Genomic DNA, 20,185 nt, shown 5'->3' on the forward strand with positions numbered 1-20,185 from the left:
TTTCATTTACTCCTATTCGTTATGATAAATCGTTTAAGCTTTGACCCTACAGGTATAAAGGAGAGTTCTTCCTGACTAAATAAACCTGCCCGAATGACTGCCATAACAAAAACAACTGCACCAATTCCCACACCAATCAATGCCTGAATTGTAGCTAACAGTCGGCTTTCATCTGGCAACACCACCTGAAATACGGTGTTGAATAACAGAACTGATGTACCCATGTAGACCGTACTCTTTAAAATTATAAACAGCTGCTTCTTTTCAATTAAAGGTTTTTTTATATGTACTTTCAATACTATATAAAACAATACAGTCATGATTATAAAGGCAAGTACTGTTGCTGAGGCTGCCCCTGCAATTTTGTAACGGGGCACAAGAACAAGGTTCAACGCCCATTTGCTGCACACCCCTACAATCGTAATGATCACCGGGACAATCGAATACCCTAAACTTTGAATAACTGCCGCTTTCGCCATAATGAGCGATGTAAATAATATCGATAAGGAGAAAATTGCTAAAGTAATTGTCCCCTTATCGTCAGTAAACAGCATATAATTGACCGGTTTCATTGTTACTACCAACCCGATAGCGGCCGCCATTCCAATAGTCGCACTTACACGCAGTGCTAATTTTATCTTATTAATCAATTCCTGTTTATTTCTCCTCTGAACGAATCCAGCAATAACTGGTACAAGTGCCAATGCAAAAGAGTTCGCCACGACTGTCCCTAGCTGTAGTAAGGGCTGTCCACGGTCATAAACCCCTTTCCATTCTTTTGCTTCTATTTCTCCCATCCCCGTTTCCCTTAATAGAGAATACAGGTGCAGTGAATCAACGAACTGAAACAAGATTAGAATAAGGCCCGTGATGCAAAAAGCCAAACCTTGAAAGATCAAAGCTTTGGAAATCCTGATGAAAATTGCCGGTTTGATTTTCATTTGGGAAAAAAGCTTCCATTCTTCTCTTAAGAAAACGAAAACAAAAAGCAGTACCAGTCCTGTTATGCCACCCGTAATCGAACCAAAGACTGCTCCCTTACCGACATCATAATCAGAGTAATCCCAATACACCAATAGAGTAGACAACACCAGTATTGTTAAAACCCGGATACATTGTTCAGCGACCTGCGAACTTGCTGTAGGAATCATGTCGTTTATTCCTTGGAAGTAGCCCCTTAAAACAGAAGAAAACGGCATTAATAAATAGGAAAAAGCAATGATTCTCAGCAGACCTGATAGTTGAGGATCTTTCATCATCCCGGCAATCCATTCTGCCCCTAGGAACAGTGCAATAAACATGATAATCCCTAACGAACATAAGACGACAAACGAGGTCAATAAAATATCTTTAACCGCAAAACTATTTTTAGAAGACTCCCGTTCTGCAATTAGTTTAGATATGACAACCGGGAAGCCTAGTGTAGAGAGCGTTAAAGCAACCCCATAAAACGGATATACCTGCTGATAGATATAAAACCCGATATCTCCAGCTATGTTTTGATAAGGAATGCGATAGGCCGCACTCAAAATCTTTACGATAATCGCGGCTGCACTTAGGATTAACGCGCCCCTGAAAAGTTCTTTTGAAGTTTTGTAAGGCTTTGCAGCCATTTTTTTTCCCCTTTTCACTCATATGTGGTAGTAATTATAGCATAATTGAGTGGTTGTTTTTCATAGGTTATCCATACTGTTAATGATTTTCCAATTTCCACAAAGAGGCTTGGGCCTCCCCGCTTTAAATGTTCCTCTATATTTTTTTGTCTTTATTAAAAGACAAAAAGGACAGCGATTGCTGCCCTTTTTACATCCAAAAATATAATGGCATGTCCTAACCTATTGTTCCATTTGTCTAGCTAGGAAACTTGCTGCTGTTTCAACCGATTTCTGTTCCACTTCACCTAATGTTCCTTCTTTAGAGAAAATCAAGACGGCACCAATCGGGTCACCACTCGCAATGATCGGAGCTGCTGTATATGATTGAATCTCTTCATCATTCGAATCCACGAAGGAAATCTGTCCATTTGGAGATTCCAGAACGGGATTTCTTTCTTCCATAATTTTTTCTACTAGTTCACTAACACTTTTATTTAAGTATTCTTTTTTAGATCCACCTGCCACTGCAATGTAAGTATCCCGGTCACAGATCATAACTGGGTTTCCAAGGCTATCATAAAGTGCTTCTGCATATTCTCTTGCAAAATCGCCTAATTCACTAATAGGAGAGTATTTCTTTAAGATGACTTCTCCATCTCTGTCCACAAAAATCTCTAATGGATCACCTTCACGAATGCGGAGAGTCCTTCGAATTTCTTTCGGGATGACAACTCTTCCTAAATCATCAATTCGGCGAACGATACCAGTTGCTTTCATCTAATGTTGCCTCACTTTCCTCTAATTGATTTGATAAATCCTCTTTTCGTAGCAAAATCAACACCAGCTATTGTACTTAGTATTTTTCTAATGGTAAGTTCTATGCACTTTGAAAAAATTTTTCTTTTTGATACACCTTTTTACCATAACATCTTAAAAACAGACAACTTCAAAAAGACAATCATTTTCTTTAATTTTTTGTTGCTTGAATTTCTTTTTTTACATGTTGTAAGCCTTTAGCCATCTCAAAGAGGATGTCTAACCACTTGCTTTGTTCTACACCTTTAATGTGTAAAACAAGCTTCATTCGATTGCCATCCATACCAAAGCCAACCATACGGCCGTACTTTGATCCTAGCTCAAATACCTTTTGTCCATCTACGCCGCTACTTACTTTTTCCCTGAGAAGAATGCTGATTTCCTGCTTCAATTGCTTAATGCTTTCAATTCCAGCTTTTTCAGCATACACCTTCATTTCAGCAATTAGAAATAAATAGGCGACTTCATCAGGATATTCACCGAATCGATCGAGCATTTCATCTTGTAATTCTTCCACTTCTTCTAGAGAAGTAATGCCTCTGAATCTTTTATACATTTCGATTTTCTGATGTCCATCCGCTATGTAGGCATCAGGGATATACGCATCTACTTCAACGTCAATTTCAAGTGAAGACTTTTCTTCAACTGGTTGATCATTACGTTTCGCCTCTACAGCTTCTTTCAGCATTTGAGAGTACAAATCAAAACCGACTGAATCGATGAAGCCATGTTGTTGAGCACCTAGTATATTCCCAGCTCCCCTGATGGATAAATCACGCATCGCAATTTTGAACCCTGATCCCAATTCTGTAAATTCCTTAATGGATTGGAGACGTTTTTCTGCTACTTCCGTCAAAACTTTATCTTTTCTGTAAGTAAAGAATGCATATGCTACCCGATTGGATCGCCCAACACGACCACGCAGCTGATAAAGTTGGGAAAGTCCCATTCTATCTGCTTCATTCACAATAAGTGTATTGACATTTGGAATATCCACACCGGTCTCTATAATAGTTGTACTTACTAAAACATCGTATTCGCCTTCTAAAAATCCAAACATAACAGCTTCTAGTTCCTGCTCAGACATTTGCCCATGTGCATATGTGACGCGGGCATCTGGCACCAACATGGAAATTTCTTCTGCTTTTCTTGCTATATCTTCTACCCGATTATAGAGAAAATAAACCTGACCATCCCTTGCCAATTCTCGCTCAATTGCTTCTGTTACCAGCGAGCCATTATACTCCATTACATACGTTTGGATTGGGAAACGGTTCTCTGGAGGTGTTTCGATGACAGACAAATCCCGCACGCCAAGCATGGACATATGGAGAGTCCTTGGAATTGGCGTCGCTGTCAAAGTCAATACATCGACATTGGTTTTTAAGCGTTTGATTTTTTCCTTATGCGTTACGCCAAACCGCTGTTCTTCATCAATAATAAGCAAGCCTAAGTCTCGATACACAATATCTTTGGATAAAATTCTGTGCGTACCCACAACGATATCCACCGTTCCAGCTTTTAATCCCTTTATCGTTTCCGTTTGCTGCTTTTTCGTCCGAAAACGACTCATAAGCCCAATCGAAATAGGATAGTCCTGAAAACGCTCTCTCAATGTTTCAAAATGCTGTTGGGCAAGGATAGTGGTTGGAACGAGAAAAGCAACCTGCTTGCCATCCATAATAGCTTTAAAAGCAGCGCGAATAGCTACCTCTGTCTTCCCATAACCAACATCACCACATAATAAACGATCCATTGGCCTTTCACGTTCCATATCTTTTTTAATCTCTACAATAGAACGCAGTTGATCTTCTGTTTCGTTATAGGCGAATGATGTTTCAAATTCCCTCTGCATATCCCCATCAGGTGAAAAGGCATAACCCTTTGCCGCTTCCCTTTCTGCATACAGCTTGATTAAATCATCCGCAATATTCTCAACAGATGATTGAACCTTGCTTTTAACACGTTTCCATTCCGTCCCGCCTAATTTGTAAAGCTTCGGCTCCTTGCCTTCGGAACCGACATATTTTTGGACAAGATCAATTTGGTCAACTGGTACATACAGCTTGTCATCCGCCTGATACCGGATATGTAGATAATCCTTATGAACTCCATTGATGGTTAGCGTTTCAATCCCCAAATATTTCCCGATACCATGGTTAACATGAACGACATGGTCACCGATTTTCAGTTCGGAATAACTCTTTATTCGTTCCGCATTCGATAGTTTCTGCCTGCGAATTGATTTTTTAGATTTCTTATTAAATAATTCCGTTTCCGTAATAATACTAAATTTTTGCATAGGTAATTCAAAGCCACTGTTAAGGCTGCCGCGTAAAATCTGTACTTTCCCCGGAAGAATACTGTTCGCATCAAAAAGCTCTGCCGCTTCAATATCATAATCCTCTAAAACCGAATGCAGCTTTTTCACCCGTTCATCATCCTGGCCTAGTATAACGACTGTATACTTTCCTTTTTTCCAACGTTCCAGTTCAGTTTTAAACACGTTCATCTGTCCGTGGAAATTTTGCATTTGTTTACTGGCAAAATTCAGGATATTCTGAGGATTTGTATGCGGTACATGCCTTAAAAATAATGAAAGATACACAAACGGCCTGTTTGATTTCATAATTAATTCATGCATGGGATGAGCCAATTTAATATCATGGATAATCTGCCCTTGACTTAAAAGGTCGGTATACCATCCTGCCTCTTCCTTTTCCAAAGAATCATTGATTTCCTGGATTCTACTGATTTCATCTAAGAAAACTAAGCCATTTACAGGTAAATAGTCTATTAAACTAGCTGGTTCCTCATAAGCTAAACTTAAGTATTTAAAGATTTGGTCGGGCTTATTCCCCATTTTCAGCTGTTCAAGTTCAGAGCTGATCGTTTGAACCAATTGTTCCTTTGTTTTTTCATCTTTAAGCTTTTTCAAACTTTTACTTAATCCGCTTTCGAGTTTCGATATAATTCTTTCAATGTGCCTTTCTTCTAGCAAGGCCTCACTAACCGGACCGATTGTCACTTTTTGGAGCTTCTCAATTGATCGCTGATCTTCCGTAGAAAAGGTTCTAATGGAATCTATTTCTGTATCAAATAACTCAATTCGCATTGGATTAGGTTCCGTAATCGGATATATATCGATGATACCGCCCCGAATGCTGAATTCTCCTGGAGAGGCAACCATTTCCGCCCGGTTATAGCCCATTGCAATAAATTTATTAAGCGTTGGGTCAAGTTCAATTTCTTCACCTAGTTTAAATGTAAGCTGATGCCTCTTCCAAATATCCTTTGGAGGAAGCACACGGCGAACCCCAGGAATAGGCGCAATGACAATCCCTTTCTTTCCCTCCGTCCAAAAATTCAATGCCTCTACACGTTGGGCTCTTAATTCAGGACTGGCTACACTCAAATCAGCAGCAATTAACTCATTGGCGGGATAAATATATAGTTCATCCTCTGGGATAAAACTGGATAAATCCTCATGGAATTTTTGTGCTTGCAATAAATTATGGGTTACTAATAAAATCGGCCTCTTCGTCTTTTCATATACGGCCGCCAGCAGAAGTGATCTCGAAGAACCTGTTAGACCAGATACTATTTGTTCCTTAAGTCCCTCATCAATGCCGGCTATTAACGAATGAACATCATCTTGTTTGGAGAATAAGTTTTGCAATCCATTCACAATCTGTCCCTCCTCTCTTAACGTGCGAAAACCGTTTCAAGTCCTTGTATTTTTAACCCGGCATATTCAGCCAAGGTCTCTCTTTATTAACTGGTTCATTCTCTATCTTCATATCTTTAAAACAAAACAAACGGAAAAATGCTTTGGATTTTGTCCAAAGCCCTCTCCCGCTAATGAATAATATAATCGCTTTCATATAATTCAGGGTTTCTTTGCAGCGATTCATGACAATCTTCACATATCGCCCTCACATGCATATCTCCCTCAGAATCATAAACGATCATCTCTTGACGCTCTTCATCAGTAAGTTGATTAAAACCTAACTGCTCCGTACTCAGTGCGTGTGCCTCGATAGAACCCAGCTTAGTTCCACAATGTCGGCAACGATAATGGAGAGCCATTTGGTAACCCCCTATTTTGTAATAGTGTTAGTATGTACAAAAGTAAGGGGGATTTATTCAGCGAAAGATTTTATTCTTTACTTATATCTACTCTTAGCTTATTGGTTATATTCGTTCATGACCTGTATAAATGGTTTTTCCAACCAAGCTTCACAAGAAGCGGCGCTTTTTTCAATCGTAGCCCCTACATGATTCCATTCTTCTTGGGAGAAACGCCCCAATACATAGTCAGGTACTGGAACATGGCCGATTGGGCGACCGATACCTATTCTAATTCGGTTAAAATCTTGTGTACCCAAGTGAGAAATTGTAGATTTTATTCCATTATGACCGCCTGCACTTCCTTTTTGACGAAGACGGATTCTTCCTGGCGGTAAATCGAGGTCATCATATATAATAACCACATCCGCTATTTCCACCTTAAAGAAATGCATAACAGCCGAAATCGATTCACCTGATAAATTCATGTAGGTTAGCGGCTTAAGTAATAAAACCTTTTCTCCCCGTACCATTCCTACACCATAGATTCCCTTATGCTTGGCTTGATCGAGTGAGATCGACCACTTTTTAGATAACTCATCTATTACTTCAAAACCGACGTTATGCCGTGTTTTTTCATATTGTTTACCTGGGTTCCCTAACCCTACAATAATTTTCATGATTCACACTCCGTCATTACCGATATTTAGGGAGTTACGTGTGGACGAAAATTCTAAGATCAGAATGACCCTAGAAAAATAGTACCTCAATTTCAAGCTTACCTGCAAGCGACCGGAGAACTAATTAGAAATAAACTCTATTTAAAGAAATCAATTCCCAATAGTTTTACCAGATGTAAACGGACGCATACAGAAGTAGAAAAGACGTAACTCATTAAGAGCTACGCCTATTATACCATGACTTACTTGTTTAATCCCGGCATCATGACTCTGGTGAAGCCTTAGTCTCCCTGCCTTCTTCATTTTCAGGAATACCGCCATCTTGCTGTTCACCTGTACTAATTTCCTCTTCCTGACGAGGCGCCAATACGGAGGCAACGACTTCTTCACCATCGTTGTTAATTGTAACTTGCTGATTTGTTTGAATGTCAGATATGTAGATTGTATCGCCGACCTGAAGCTCAGTAACATCAACATTAATGGATTCGGGAATATCATTAGGCTTAGCCGTAACCGTTACTTCATGAAGAGACTGCTGTAGAACACCACCGTCTTTCACCCCTTTACAGACACCGGTAAGGTTGATGCGTACTTGTGCCTGTAATTGAGCAGACATATCTACAATTAAAAAGTCAGCATGATAAATGAAATTCTTTATCGGATCCTTTTGATAATCAGAGAGCATGACTTTAAATTCAGTTCCATTCAAGTCAAGAGAAATAATACCATTTCGTCCTATTTCTTTCATTGTTTTTTGAAGTTCAATATTATTGACTGAGATGGCCGTATTGCCGTTTTGATTACCATATACAATAGCAGGGATTTCTCCGCTTTCTCTCAAGTTCCTTAAATTAGAGTGTTTTAAATCCGTACGTTCTTTTGCAGCTAATAAATTACTCATACATCCTCCGCCTTCCTAAAATATTAATTACAGGTTCACTATAATTAACAGTTCCCTAAATAGCGGTGTATTAAACATGAAAGGAATGACAGAAAGCTCTAATATGAACTTAAACGAATGATAAACAAAGAAAAGTATCGAATGGAATTCTTTTTTCCTCACTCATTCAATTACAGACTTTATGCATGAATCGCCTTTTTTTCTACCTGCTCCTCAACTTGCATGACTCTATTAAGAATTTGGCCAGCCAAGGATGAGTAAAGAATATTGTCCTTTTTCCGTGGCCTCGGTAGATTAATTTCCTTATTCATAACCACTTTGCCCTCTTCAATTAATATGACCCGGTCAGCCAGCGTAACCGCTTCTTCCACATCATGTGTAACGAGTAAGGCAGTAAAGTCTCTTTTTCTCCATAATTCTTCAATTAACCTTTGCATCTCGATTCTTGTCAAAGCGTCCAGCGCCCCTAATGGTTCATCCAATAGAAGAATGTCAGGTTCGTTCACCAATGCCCTAGCTAAGGCAACCCTTTGTCTCTGCCCTCCCGATAGAACCGATGGCCATTCATATGCTCGGTCTGCCAGCCCCACCTGCTCTAGTAGCTCTATAGCTTTTGGCTTCCAATCCCCTTTTAAACCAACACCAACATTTTGAAGAATTTTTTTCCAAGGGAAAAGCCTCCCATCCTGAAACATCGTGCGGGATGATCGATTCAGTCCGTTTAATGACTCGCCATCCACCAGTATCTTCCCTTCCGTTGGTTCATCCAGGCCTGCCGCAAGACGTAGTAAGGTACTTTTCCCGCATCCACTCTTGCCGACAATAGCTACGAATTCCCCTTTTTTAAAAGTAAGGTTTATTCCCTTTAAAACTTCAAAACCTCCAAAATCCTTCCTAATATTCTGCAGCTCCAATGAACTTCCACTTTTCATATAAAAGGCCTCCTCATTGGTATGATGGATGCCATTTCAAGCATCTTTTTTCTATTACCTTGGCAAAAACATCTGATATTTTCCCTAATAAAGCATATAAGAGAATACTGAGTACAACGATATCCATTCTCATGAATTCCCTGGCATTCATAGCCATATACCCAATTCCAGAATTGGCGGATATCGTTTCCGCGACTATTAATGTGACCCACATAATTCCAAGCGAAAAGCGGATGCCCACTAAAATGGATGGAAAAGCTGCAGGGAGAATCACGTTCCAGAATAAAGAAAAACCGCTTAACCCATAAACCTTCGCCGCTTCAATTAAACCTTTATCGACCGACTTCACACCATGAAACGTATTTAAATAGATCGGGAATAGAACTCCTAAGGCCACTAGGAATATTTTCGCTTCTTCCTCAATACCAAACCAAAGGATTACGAGCGGAATCAAGGCTAAATGTGGGATGTTTCGCAACATCTGAAGAGAAGTATCGAATAATGTTTCAGCAATGGTTGAAAGCCCATTTAACATACCAAGTACAAAACCAATAATCCCACCAATCAAAAAGCCGATTAAGGCACGCTGGGCACTGATGCCGATATAGTCTATAAGTTCTCCTGTTTTCAATAAAGCAATGCCTGCTTTAAGAACTTCAGTCGGAGCAGGTAATATCCGCTCCGACAGAATGCCCCACAATGACAGCAACTGCCAAGCTACCAGTAGAAAAACAGGTACAAGCCACGTTATGAAAGGGAACTTATTGAACTTTTTGTTTAACTTTTTCTTCATTTTTATTTTCACTTCCTTTTGTAGGGTAGTGGTTGTTGGCTAATATTTCTCCAAATGGACTCGTAGCTTTTGACACGGGACCTTGCAGCTGTTCAACAGGGAGTATAGGGAATAACAGTTCCGCCACTCGATATGCTTCTTCTAAATGAGGATAGCCAGATAAAACAAAGGATTCTACCCCAATTTCCTCATATTCTTTCATTCGTGCAGCAACGTTCTCTGCGCTTCCGACTAATGCTGTACCGGCGCCACCACGCACAAGACCTACACCTGCCCATAGGTTAGGGCTGATTTCAAGGGAATCCCTACTGCCGTTATGAAGTTGGGACATCCTCTTCTGACCAACTGAATCAAACCGCTCGAAAATCTTTTGTGAATTTTCGATCATTTCATCATCTACATATTTAATGAGTTCATCTGCTGCCTGCCAAGCCTCTTCTTCTGTTTCCCTTACAATGACATGCATACGGATACCAAATCGAACTTCGCGGCCGTACTCTGCTGCCTTTTTACGAACTTTTTCAATTTTTTCAGCCACTTGTGCTGGTGGTTCACCCCAAGTTAAATACACATCAATATGCTTTCCTGAAATATCAATGGCCGGGTCAGATGAACCTCCAAAGTATAGTGGAGGGTAAGGTTTTTGTACCGGAGGCAACAGAATATTCCCACCTTCAACCTTCAAGTGCTCCCCTTCAAAATTCACCTGATCTTCAGACATTTCCGCTCTCCAAATATCCAAAAATTCATCTGTTAACCTATAACGATCCGTATGGTTCAGAAATACACCATCACCAGCCAATTCGACAGGATCTCCTCCAGTTACTACATTGATTAGAAGGCGACCACCCGACAGCCGGTCAAAGGACGCAGCCATCCGGGCTGCCAAGGTCGGTGACATTAAACCCGGACGAATGGCTACTAAAAATTTCATTCTTTCCGTTGCAGATATTAATGAAGATCCCACTACCCAGGCATCTTCACAAGACCGTCCAGTTGGAAGTAATGCTCCTTCAAACCCAAGATGGTCAACTGCCTGAGCAATTTGCTTCAAATAAGGAAGTGTAATAGGTCTCCCACCCTTAGTTGACCCTAAATAACGACTTTCTCCATGTGATGGAATAAACCAAAATACTTTCATTTTTATTTCCCCCTTAATTTTTTTTAACATCTATTGATGCATCGAAAACATTTACTTCGGTTGGAATTAATTTAAGATTGTAAAATGTATCAGCAATTTTTTGTTGGTCGTTCAGAGCCGTTTTTGAAATTTCCTCTAGTCCATATTCTTTTCTTTTTAATGTTTTATCTAATGCCTCAACACTCATCCCAATCTCTGGAGCTAAGAACTCTGCAACATCCTTTGGGTTTTCTTCAATCCACTTATCTACTTTTTTCAATTCCTCTTTAATAATTTTCAAGACTTCTTTATTCTCTGCGAATGTATCCGTTGCCAAAAAGAATTCTCGATTCGCCACTAATCCTTCTCCATCCTGAATCGTTTTTGTTTCAAGTTCTAGTTCCGCTGCAGATAGAAATGGGTCCCATATTACCCAAGCATCAATCTGATTTCCTTCAAAAGCAGCCCTCGCATCAGCCGGTGGCAAGTAGACGGGCTGAATATCGTCAAGAGTAAGATCCGCCTCCTCTAATGCTTTAACTAATAAATAATGAACATTGGACCCTTTATTCAAGCCTACTTTCTTGCCTTTTAAATCTTCCACACTCTTTATAGGCGAATCCTTTTGCACGACTATGGCTTCTCCTGAGGGGTTTGCTGGCTGATTAGCCACATAGACAAGTGGGGCCTTAGCAGCCTGTGCAAATATCGGTGGTGCCTCTCCTGTGTGCCCAAAATCAAGACTTCCAACATTCAAAGCCTCAAGCAGCTGAGGCCCAGCAGGAAATTCAGTCCACTTAACGGTATAACCCACTTCTTTTAAACGTGTTTCCAGCTCTCCTTTTGATTTTAAAATATTTAATGTCCCGAATTTTTGATAGCCGATTCTGATAGTCTTATCACTTTCTTTTGCGTTAGCACTCTTTGTACTGCTTTTTTCCTGCCCACATGCTCCTAATACCAGCATAATGATGCTAAGAATACTCAGTATCCACACATTGCATTTTTTTTCCATACTATACACCCCTCATAAAACTGATTTGTATAAAATAAAAAGCTCCTTTTCTTCACCAAAAGTACAATAGGTCAAAAAGATGCCTAATGTGAGATGGTAAGTGAAAAGGAGCCTTCGGTAGCCCGATCGGCCATTTAATTTGTGAGCTTTTTTCTTACTCAGAACCAGAAAGAGAGTTTTTTCTTTAGATTCATAAAATATAAATTGAATATGTATACATATTAATATCAGTATTCACACCTGTCAACTAAGAATTAATTTATTTTCGGAATAATTCAAATATTTTATATAAAAAAACATGGCGGACACTAGGCCCACCATGTTTTCTTTATTTTTTATCAATCAAATAATGTGCTAACAGATTGTTCTTCATGAACACGAATAATTGCTTCCGCAATCAAAGGAGCTACAGAAAGCCCAACAATTTTATCGATTTTCTTGTCTTCAGATAGAACAATCGAATTTGTTACGACCAGTTCCTTGATAGTTGAATTTTGAATCCGTTCGATAGCAGGGCCCGACAGGACTGGGTGTGTACAACAAGCATAGACTGCTTTCGCACCATTCTCTACAAGTGCATTAGCTGCAAGTGTAATAGTACCTGCTGTATCGATGATGTCATCAATCAGGATTGCCGTTTTACCTTCAATATTACCGATGATGTTCATGACTTCAGCCACATTCGGTCTTGGACGACGCTTATCGATAATAGCAATCGGTGCTTTTAAGCGATCTGCCATTTTACGGGCACGCGTTACTCCACCGTGATCCGGAGAAACGATGACAATGTCACTTAGATCTTTTTCTTTGAAGAAATCAGCTAAAATTGGAACTGCAACAAGGTGATCAATTAGAATATCAAAGAAACCTTGGATTTGTGGCGCGTGTAGATCCAATGTGATGACACGATGGGCACCAGCTGTTTCTAAAAGATTCGCTACAAGTTTAGCTGTAATTGGTTCACGAGCACGTGCTTTACGGTCTTGTCGAGCATAACCGTAATAAGGCATTACTATATTGATTGTTTTAGCTGAAGCACGTTTTAGAGCATCGATCATAATTAAAAGTTCCATTAAATTTTCATTGACTGGTTGGCTTGTTGATTGGATTACGTAAACGTCACAACCACGAATACTTTCTTCAATATTAATCTGAACTTCACCGTCACTGAAACTTGTTACGCTACATTTTCCAAGTTCAACACCGATTGCAGCAGCAATTTCTTGAGCTAAATCAAAGTTTGAATTTAAAGAGAATACTTTTAAATTAGGATCTAAATACTGATTTGACATGATGACCTCCGTGGGTTAATTATTAAATTTTAACTTTTTCACATAATCTTCTTTGTTTACTTGACGAGCACGAGCAACAGATAAAGCTTCCTGCGGTACATCTTGAGTGATGGTTGACCCAGCAGCTACATATGCCCCTTTTCCTATCGTTACAGGTGCAACAAGATTAGAATTACAGCCTATAAAAACATCGTCTTCAATCTTCGTCAAATGTTTATTTGTACCGTCATAATTCACGGTAATAGATCCGCAGCCAATATTAACATTCTCTCCAACCTCTGCATCCCCAATATAACTCAAATGAGAGGCTTTGCTTCCTTTACCAAAAACGGTTTTTTTAATTTCGACAAAATTACCGATTTTAACAGAATCCTGAATATCGGATTGAGGTCGAACATGTGCAAAAGGACCGATTTTAACTAAACTTCCAATACTGCTTTCGTGTACAACCGATTGGTGAATTTCAGTTCCATCACCAATTTCACAATCACTAATCTCCGAATTAGGACCAATCAGGCAATCCTGCCCGATAATACTTTTCCCTTTAATCAATGACCCAGGATAAATAACCGTATCCTGCCCAATTTTCACATCAGCTTCAATAAACGTTGTAAGTGGATCGATAATCGTTACACCATTTCTCATATGTGATTCATTGATACGACTCCGTAGAGTTTGCTCAGCCTGCGATAAAGCCACTCGGTCGTTTACACCCAATGTCTCATCAAAATCACTTGATTGAAAGGCTGTCACCGATTCGCCTTCTTCTTTTAAAATTTCAATAACATCCGGCAAATAATATTCACCTTGGACATTATCATTTGAAACTTTTTTCAGCGCGCTAAATAATGCCTGATTATCGAAACAATATGTACCGGTATTTATTTCCTTAACATATCTTTCTTCATCTGAGGCATCCTTATGCTCGACGATCTTTTCAACCAGGCCGTTCTCACTGCGAAGAACTCTTCCATAGCCATCCGGATTATCCGCATATGCTGTCAGAATCGTTGCTTTCGCCTTGCTTTGCTCATGCAATGTTATAAGCGCTTCCATCGTCTCTGCTTTGATTAACGGTGTATCTCCGCAAATAACAAGGGTAATTCCACTCTTATCGGATAAAACGTCTCCCGCTTGCATTACAGCATGTGCCGTGCCTAATTGCTGCTCTTGTAATGCATACTTGCAAGAATCACCAAGCTGTTCTTGAACTTTTTCAGCTCCATGGCCGATAACTGTTACAATATCTTCTATCTGAAGTTGATTGACTTGATCGATAACATGTTGTACCATTGGTTTTCCGCAAACAGGGTGTAAAACCTTGTAAAGCTTAGATTTCATCCTAGTACCTTGCCCAGCGGCCAAAATTATTGCATAGCGATTACTCATAACAGGCCTCCATTTTCACCTTTTTATCCACTAAAAATATTATCTCAAATAGTGATTCATTTCAAGGTAACAATTAAAAGTACATATTATTGTCAACAGCTAATTCAAGAAAAAGTTCAATTTTCTACCTACTCGCAAACTTTATTTTTGATGTTTTAGTATTTATTAAATCCTTTAAATATTAATTATTTGCCTACAAAAATGAGATTTTTTCATTATCCCCTTAATGGCTAGAAGTACACAAATGATATCTCCTCACCCTTTTTAATACGTTCCACTCCTTATGTTAAAGCATTGCTACAATTGCATTTTGCCCTATGTAAACATCATTTAGAAGCACAACCACTGTTGTAAACTTCCATTCCGAATCCGAGTTACCTAGTCATTTCACATTCAGACTTTCACAGGTTACGTTAACATTTTTACAAAATAGTTAAAATGCCTTTTAACTAAAAATAATAAAAAATTAGTGTGTCCAAAAATGTTTAAAAAATAAAAAGAGGGGGTATTTAAATTTTTGAAGATATTAACATAAATAATACAAAATAAGACAATAGTGGAACAAAAAGCGATTAAAGTTGTTAAGTAAAAAAACTATTCTGTTTTGAAACAATAAAAAAGAGCACTACTTATGAAGTAGGCTCTAGATGCACGAATTTTAAATTTAAAGTTCAAAATTAAGAGTGATTAAGAAGCTCCAGCTCCCGCTTCCTCTAATTCAGTTTCAAGTTCTCCTAATCGATGATATTCTGTCAAGACAGCTTCTTGAATTTTCCCGCGTGTAGAGGAATTGATTGGATGTGCGATATCTCGGAATTCTCCATCTGGAGTTCGTTTACTTGGCATTGCTACAAATAAACCATTGTTTCCGTCGATTACACGAATATCATGAACCACAAATTCATTATCCAGTGTAATTGATGCGATAGCTCTCATACGACCATCCGTATTCACACGGCGTAATCTTACGTCAGTTACTTCCATTTAAGCTCACCATCCCTTTTTGTTGTTGTTAAAACTTAAAGTACATATTCAACAAAAAAACGTGAACTCCTTCTATTATCTGTAAGTTTTTTAGAAAATTCAGCCTAGTTTTCAAAAAAAATAAAAATCCCCCTTAAATTTCAGGGAAAATGCCCATGACGAATTCCCCCTAAAAGAAGACAAAATAAAAAACGCCCGTTTATTTAACGAGCGCAACCACTTCTATTTCCACTAGTGCATCTTTAGGAAGACGTGCAACCTCTACACAAGAGCGTGCAGGCTTATGACTTGAAAAATATTCCCCGTATACCTCATTAATTGAACTGAAATCGTTCATACTTTTAATAAATACTGTAGCTTTAATGACTGTTTCTAAAGAGGCGCCTGCTTCTTTCAATACAGCCTGAAGATTTTTAAACACTTGATGTGTTTGTTCTTTAACATCTCCTGTTACCATTTCACCAGAAGCAGTAAGAGGAATTTGACCTGAACTGAAAAATAACTTATCTACGATCACGCCTTGTGAATATGGACCAATTGCAGCTGGTGCTTCATTCGTATGTATCGTTTTCATGAAAAATTCCCCCTAATTCTTTTTCGTAAGATAATTGCCACGACTGACATTTATTTTCTTATCTCTTTCAACTACCTGCGTCAATTTAATTAATGAAACATAGTCCTCTACGAGACATTCTTCTGTATGTTCGGATTCCACTAGCACGGCAATTCCGGCAACGGTAGCCTTAAATTCATCCAGCAAGCTGACCATACCATTAATCGTACCTCCAGCTTTCATGAAATCATCAACAATCAATACATTCGAACCCTCTACCAGACTTCTTTTTGAGAGCACCATTGTCTGAATTCTCTTTGATGAGCCAGAAACATAGTTAATACTCACTGTAGAACCTTCTGTTACTTTATTATTTCTTCTTACTATGACAACAGGAACATTCAAATAATTTGCCACTGCGTATGCTAATGATATCCCTTTGGTTGCCATTGTCATGATGACTGAGACATTTTTTTTAGCATACATGGAAGCGATTATTCTGCCAACCTTATTCACCGTTTGCGGATGTCCTAATATGTCGGTCATATACAGATAGCCGCCCGGAAGTAGCCTTTCAGGACTAGCGATTGTATCGCATAGTTCATCTATAAAGGCATTGGCTTCATCTTCCTTGATGGAAACAATATATTTCACTCCACCCGCGGCACCTGGCACGGTCGTTAAAGACCCTATACCGCGTTGTTCAAAGGTATCTTTAATGATTGTTAAATCCTCACTTATCGAAGATTTGGCAGAACTATACCTTTCAGCAAAGTAGGTCAGCGAAACAAGTTCCCCTGGATGTTCTAATAAATAATTTGTCATATCGACTAGCCTCTCGCTGCGACGAAATTTCATTGAAACACCCCCTTTGTAAATTCCGAATATTATATTGCAACTATACCATTAATGTACGTATCTATTCAAGGTCGTTTCGATCACCTAACAAGCGCACTGCATAGACTTGATCACAAAATCCGCGAAGACCATTATAAATTCTTTGCATGCGGGAATCATGTTCCACCAAACCAAAAACGGTCGGACCGCTTCCGCTCATTAAGACAGAATCTGCTCCAAATGTCTTCATTTGATCTTTAATATTCGCAACCTCGGGATATAACTGCAACGTCACTTGCTCAAGTACATTCCCCAAACCTTGGCAAACATCTTGATAGCTGCTTTCCTTAATGGCTGAAATCATACTAGGGACATCAGGATGTTCCATTTTTGCAATTTGCAGCCTTTTGTAAATATCAGCAGTCGATACACCGATTGTCGGTTTAGCTAAAATAACCCAGCATTTTGGCGGTGCAGGAAGATGCGTGATTTTTTCCCCACGGCCCCTAGCCAACGCCGTACCCCCATACACACAAAATGACACATCAGAGCCAATCTCAGCTCCAATTTCCGCAAGCTCATCCATAGAAAGACCAAGCTTCCACAGTCTATTCAAACCTCTTAATGTAGCAGCGGCATCACTGCTTCCACCTGCAAGTCCTGCTGCTACAGGTATATTTTTCTCTATAGTAATAGAAACACCTTTATTAATTCCAAAACGTTCCTTTAGGATAAATGCAGCTTGATAAGCTAAATTCCGATGATCATCCGGAACAAATCGATTATGGGATAGAATCTGAATGTGATTTCCCTTTATTTCTTTTAGTTCAATTCTATCGGCAAGGTCGACTGTCGTCATGATCATTTCTACCTCATGATACCCATCAGGCCGTTTGAAAAGCACATCCAAAGCCAAATTAATCTTAGCCGGGGCTTTTTCCATAAGCTTCAATATGTCCACCTACTTTAACGTTCTTAAAAGTTCTTGTCCTATTTTATCATATTTGTTTATATTCTAAAGGTTTTTTCATCGTAATTTCAATGTATTGAAGTGGAGATTGAACTATAGAGGGGAATAGTCACCTATAGACACTTGGAAGAAGGGATCGCTCCTACTCCACAAAAAGTGTGAATATGCAGCCGATTTGTATTGATCCATGCATAAAAAAACCAGACTCCATATCTACAATGTAAGCATAAATGAATATGACTATACATTGTAGAAAGAGTCTGGCCTTGTTTATAAGGACAGCATGATTCCATTTAGTGTTTGTCTTACTCTTTATCCACCAATTGACGTTGTGCTTTTTCGACAGCTAGTTTTACCATGTTTCCTGCGTCCCGAGCTCGAATTCCTCCCCAGCCCTCTTTCTGGACAACATCGTAAAATCCAAGTTCTTTTGCCAATTCCTCTTTAAAACCTTCTGACATAATCCCTTTTTTTCTACTCAAGCGAAACAACCCCTTTCACATGCTGTCACATGCCTAGTGTTTGCATCATACGCTATTTCATAACACCCTTTTTCATCCTAAACTAGTTAGTATTAGATATTTAACACAAAACAAAAAGCAGCAAACATAATTGTTCGCTGCCTCCTCTAAGTTACATCTCTTGTTGTTTGTTTAAAAATGTTAGTTCCACGGTTTCCGTTAAAACATCCGCATAGCTGTAAGATACTCTTTCAAACGCATTTTCATCTTGGTCGAGCTCAATTACAAAAACAGCCGGATAAGTTTCCGCCAAAGTTCCAAAACGTTCTACAGTCTTTCTTCTTCCACCGTTTGCTTTTAAAAGCAATCTTTTACCTAGGTTTGAATCAAGTGCAGTTTTAATATCAGCTAGAGTTTTTGGCATTTTCGGTCCACCTCACTAAGTTTAGTATATCACAAATTGTAAATATACGCAAACAAAATAATAAATTATATCAGCACTTAAAAATGTAGTCAATATATTTTTACCTGAAATTCGGCAAAATCGCGAACATTTTTATTATATCCTGGTAAATGAGAAAATATGTAAACGAACTATTCATTATAAAATATGCCGAATTTTCGTAAATAAATCCACTTCTAGGCTCTTTTCATCTAGAAAAAGCAGATTATTTGTTATGATATCCGAATTCTAACATGATAAAAGCGAGCTGCATTCTTTCAAAATGCAGCTCGTTTATTCTTCCTGAAATGGCTTAAAGGGAAGCCCTGTCCGCAGCACCCCTTTTGTTTCAACTCCACCTAAACCTTTCTCTCCCGTTAACGTATTCCGAAGAACATCCCATACATGGATATGTTCTATAAAAGGCGTAAAGCTTACCTTCCCGACAATATATACTGGATCAAGAGCATGTATATTAACACGTGAAGGTGAGCTTGCGAAATTGGCCCCAGCTTGGATAAGGGATTCAAAATGGGATTGACAAGCTCCTGCAAATATAATCAATTGATCCAAATGAGATACCTTCTTCCTCGCCTCTCGTACGGTCTGTACAAAGTCCCTTGAGTGACGATAGGCATTGATATCGCTCATTGGTCCTTTTGATTTAGAATAGGCATCATGACCAGTGACAACAAGGATATCCGGCCTGTAATGGTCCAATAACCCCCCTATTCGCTGGGCCATTTCCTTTTCGTTGCAATAGACACCGTTAACTGGAATACCGAATTTCTGATATAAATCCAGGCATTTCCTAAGGTAGGAAGCATCACCGTCCACATGAAGCACCCTACCTGGTATCTGAAAATATTCGCCACTATAGCGGTACCCATTACTGGATAGATAGCCGCTTTTTTGTTGCTGCAGCTCTAAGTCCTGTGTTAATAAGCGGTAAGATTGTTCCTGAAGTACCTCATTGGACCTTTGTCGGACATTTCTCTCATTATCATTTATTATCATTAAGTCTTGAAAAGGTGCATCTGCAATCAATCGGATATCTTCCCCATAAAGAATCGCTTCACGTCTTCCATCAATATCACGGATATCGATTACTCGAAACAACACGTCGCATTTATAAGAAACCCGACCAACAATATCGTTTATTTGAATATTCATGGCCTCACCCCATGAGAAGACTTATTTTCAGCCCGCCCTAGATTATTTTCATTCTTAAGTTATGCGAACCATTCTTGAAAGGTGAAAGTAAAGGAGACTACATATATCTATTGGAAGAAGAAGTCTATTCCCCTAAGGCTATGCTTAGATAAAAAAAAGCCGGA

General features: G+C 39.0%; 19 protein-coding genes. All 19 read right to left on the reverse strand.

Annotated elements, in window-relative coordinates; translation table 11 throughout:
* Nucleotides 1-2: 2 nt before the first annotated feature.
* The 19 genes from JFU24_RS16130 to yabG all read right to left on the reverse strand — a co-directional run bounded on the left by JFU24_RS16130 (nt 3) and on the right by yabG (nt 20,021).
* Nucleotides 3-1,613, reverse strand: a complete 1,611-nt coding sequence (locus JFU24_RS16130) for a putative polysaccharide biosynthesis protein (protein WP_201250182.1) — start codon at nt 1,611-1,613, stop codon at nt 3-5.
* A 222-nt stretch (nt 1,614-1,835) separates the two neighbouring features.
* Entirely contained in the window at nt 1,836-2,372 is a 537-nt protein-coding gene (spoVT, locus tag JFU24_RS16135; RefSeq protein ID WP_053348988.1) for a stage V sporulation protein T, read from the reverse strand.
* Nucleotides 2,373-2,562: 190 nt separating this feature from the next.
* Complete coding sequence (mfd, locus tag JFU24_RS16140; protein WP_201222469.1) at nt 2,563-6,099, reverse strand: transcription-repair coupling factor; 3,537 nt, start codon at nt 6,097-6,099, stop codon at nt 2,563-2,565.
* 170 nt (nt 6,100-6,269) lie between these two features.
* The gene (locus JFU24_RS16145; protein ID WP_056525473.1) at nt 6,270-6,500 is read right to left on the reverse strand and encodes an anti-sigma-F factor Fin family protein; all 231 of its coding nucleotides are present in this window, start codon (nt 6,498-6,500) and stop codon (nt 6,270-6,272) included.
* Nucleotides 6,501-6,598: 98 nt separating this feature from the next.
* Entirely contained in the window at nt 6,599-7,159 is a 561-nt protein-coding gene (pth, locus tag JFU24_RS16150; RefSeq protein WP_201187804.1) for an aminoacyl-tRNA hydrolase, read from the reverse strand.
* Between the two features lie 262 nt (nt 7,160-7,421).
* Complete coding sequence (locus JFU24_RS16155; RefSeq protein WP_201222471.1) at nt 7,422-8,060, reverse strand: 50S ribosomal protein L25/general stress protein Ctc; 639 nt, start codon at nt 8,058-8,060, stop codon at nt 7,422-7,424.
* 179 nt (nt 8,061-8,239) lie between these two features.
* Complete coding sequence (locus tag JFU24_RS16160; RefSeq protein ID WP_201187800.1) at nt 8,240-8,992, reverse strand: ATP-binding cassette domain-containing protein; 753 nt, start codon at nt 8,990-8,992, stop codon at nt 8,240-8,242.
* A 13-nt stretch (nt 8,993-9,005) separates the two neighbouring features.
* Nucleotides 9,006-9,785 (reverse strand): aliphatic sulfonate ABC transporter permease SsuC, encoded by a 780-nt coding sequence (gene ssuC, locus JFU24_RS16165; protein WP_201187798.1) that lies wholly within the window; start codon nt 9,783-9,785, stop codon nt 9,006-9,008.
* Nucleotides 9,754-10,926: an FMNH2-dependent alkanesulfonate monooxygenase gene (gene ssuD, locus JFU24_RS16170; RefSeq protein WP_201250183.1), complete on the reverse strand. Its 1,173-nt coding sequence runs from the start codon at nt 10,924-10,926 to the stop codon at nt 9,754-9,756. The genes ssuC and ssuD overlap by 32 nt, the downstream gene beginning before the upstream one ends.
* Before the next feature lie 13 nt (nt 10,927-10,939).
* Nucleotides 10,940-11,920 (reverse strand): sulfonate ABC transporter substrate-binding protein, encoded by a 981-nt coding sequence (locus JFU24_RS16175; RefSeq protein ID WP_201250184.1) that lies wholly within the window; start codon nt 11,918-11,920, stop codon nt 10,940-10,942.
* A gap of 338 nt (nt 11,921-12,258) precedes the next feature.
* Entirely contained in the window at nt 12,259-13,212 is a 954-nt protein-coding gene (locus JFU24_RS16180; protein ID WP_053348997.1) for a ribose-phosphate diphosphokinase, read from the reverse strand.
* Nucleotides 13,213-13,227: 15 nt separating this feature from the next.
* Entirely contained in the window at nt 13,228-14,601 is a 1,374-nt protein-coding gene (gene glmU, locus JFU24_RS16185) for a bifunctional UDP-N-acetylglucosamine diphosphorylase/glucosamine-1-phosphate N-acetyltransferase GlmU (RefSeq protein WP_201187791.1), read from the reverse strand.
* A 687-nt stretch (nt 14,602-15,288) separates the two neighbouring features.
* Nucleotides 15,289-15,585 (reverse strand): septation regulator SpoVG, encoded by a 297-nt coding sequence (spoVG, locus tag JFU24_RS16190; RefSeq protein WP_034316332.1) that lies wholly within the window; start codon nt 15,583-15,585, stop codon nt 15,289-15,291.
* Between the two features lie 199 nt (nt 15,586-15,784).
* The gene (locus JFU24_RS16195) at nt 15,785-16,159 is read right to left on the reverse strand and encodes a RidA family protein (protein WP_053348999.1); all 375 of its coding nucleotides are present in this window, start codon (nt 16,157-16,159) and stop codon (nt 15,785-15,787) included.
* 12 nt (nt 16,160-16,171) lie between these two features.
* Complete coding sequence (purR, locus tag JFU24_RS16200; protein ID WP_053349000.1) at nt 16,172-16,996, reverse strand: pur operon repressor; 825 nt, start codon at nt 16,994-16,996, stop codon at nt 16,172-16,174.
* Between the two features lie 61 nt (nt 16,997-17,057).
* Nucleotides 17,058-17,927, reverse strand: a complete 870-nt coding sequence (ispE, locus tag JFU24_RS16205) for a 4-(cytidine 5'-diphospho)-2-C-methyl-D-erythritol kinase (protein WP_053349001.1) — start codon at nt 17,925-17,927, stop codon at nt 17,058-17,060.
* A 323-nt stretch (nt 17,928-18,250) separates the two neighbouring features.
* On the reverse strand, nt 18,251-18,427 hold the full coding sequence (locus tag JFU24_RS16210; protein ID WP_053349002.1) for a small, acid-soluble spore protein, alpha/beta type: 177 nt from the start codon (nt 18,425-18,427) through the stop codon (nt 18,251-18,253).
* Between the two features lie 151 nt (nt 18,428-18,578).
* Entirely contained in the window at nt 18,579-18,830 is a 252-nt protein-coding gene (veg, locus tag JFU24_RS16215) for a biofilm formation stimulator Veg (protein ID WP_034316343.1), read from the reverse strand.
* Between the two features lie 312 nt (nt 18,831-19,142).
* A complete protein-coding gene (yabG, locus tag JFU24_RS16220) occupies nt 19,143-20,021 on the reverse strand; it encodes a sporulation peptidase YabG (RefSeq protein WP_201187789.1) in 879 nt (292 codons plus the stop codon).
* Nucleotides 20,022-20,185 lie beyond the last annotated feature (164 nt).

It is taken from the genome of Peribacillus sp. TH27 (genome assembly GCF_016650915.1).
Taxonomy (GTDB): domain Bacteria; phylum Bacillota; class Bacilli; order Bacillales; family DSM-1321; genus Peribacillus; species Peribacillus butanolivorans.

Excerpts from the sequence above, each read along its gene's own strand:
- JFU24_RS16130 (WP_201250182.1), bottom strand. The coding sequence starts at position 1,613 with ATGGCTGCAAAGCCTTACAAAACTTCAAAAGAACTTTTCAGGGGCGCG.
- spoVT (WP_053348988.1), bottom strand. The coding sequence starts at position 2,372 with ATGAAAGCAACTGGTATCGTTCGCCGAATTGATGATTTAGGAAGAGTT.
- JFU24_RS16145 (WP_056525473.1), bottom strand. The coding sequence starts at position 6,500 with ATGGCTCTCCATTATCGTTGCCGACATTGTGGAACTAAGCTGGGTTCT.
- pth (WP_201187804.1), bottom strand. The coding sequence starts at position 7,159 with ATGAAAATTATTGTAGGGTTAGGGAACCCAGGTAAACAATATGAAAAA.
- JFU24_RS16155 (WP_201222471.1), bottom strand. The coding sequence starts at position 8,060 with ATGAGTAATTTATTAGCTGCAAAAGAACGTACGGATTTAAAACACTCT.
- JFU24_RS16160 (WP_201187800.1), bottom strand. The coding sequence starts at position 8,992 with ATGAAAAGTGGAAGTTCATTGGAGCTGCAGAATATTAGGAAGGATTTT.
- ssuC (WP_201187798.1), bottom strand. The coding sequence starts at position 9,785 with ATGAAGAAAAAGTTAAACAAAAAGTTCAATAAGTTCCCTTTCATAACG.
- ssuD (WP_201250183.1), bottom strand. The coding sequence starts at position 10,926 with ATGAAAGTATTTTGGTTTATTCCATCACATGGAGAAAGTCGTTATTTA.
- JFU24_RS16175 (WP_201250184.1), bottom strand. The coding sequence starts at position 11,920 with ATGGAAAAAAAATGCAATGTGTGGATACTGAGTATTCTTAGCATCATT.
- JFU24_RS16180 (WP_053348997.1), bottom strand. The coding sequence starts at position 13,212 with ATGTCAAATCAGTATTTAGATCCTAATTTAAAAGTATTCTCTTTAAAT.
- glmU (WP_201187791.1), bottom strand. The coding sequence starts at position 14,601 with ATGAGTAATCGCTATGCAATAATTTTGGCCGCTGGGCAAGGTACTAGG.
- spoVG (WP_034316332.1), bottom strand. The coding sequence starts at position 15,585 with ATGGAAGTAACTGACGTAAGATTACGCCGTGTGAATACGGATGGTCGT.
- JFU24_RS16195 (WP_053348999.1), bottom strand. The coding sequence starts at position 16,159 with ATGAAAACGATACATACGAATGAAGCACCAGCTGCAATTGGTCCATAT.
- purR (WP_053349000.1), bottom strand. The coding sequence starts at position 16,996 with ATGAAATTTCGTCGCAGCGAGAGGCTAGTCGATATGACAAATTATTTA.
- veg (WP_034316343.1), bottom strand. The coding sequence starts at position 18,830 with ATGCCAAAAACTCTAGCTGATATTAAAACTGCACTTGATTCAAACCTA.
- yabG (WP_201187789.1), bottom strand. The coding sequence starts at position 20,021 with ATGAATATTCAAATAAACGATATTGTTGGTCGGGTTTCTTATAAATGC.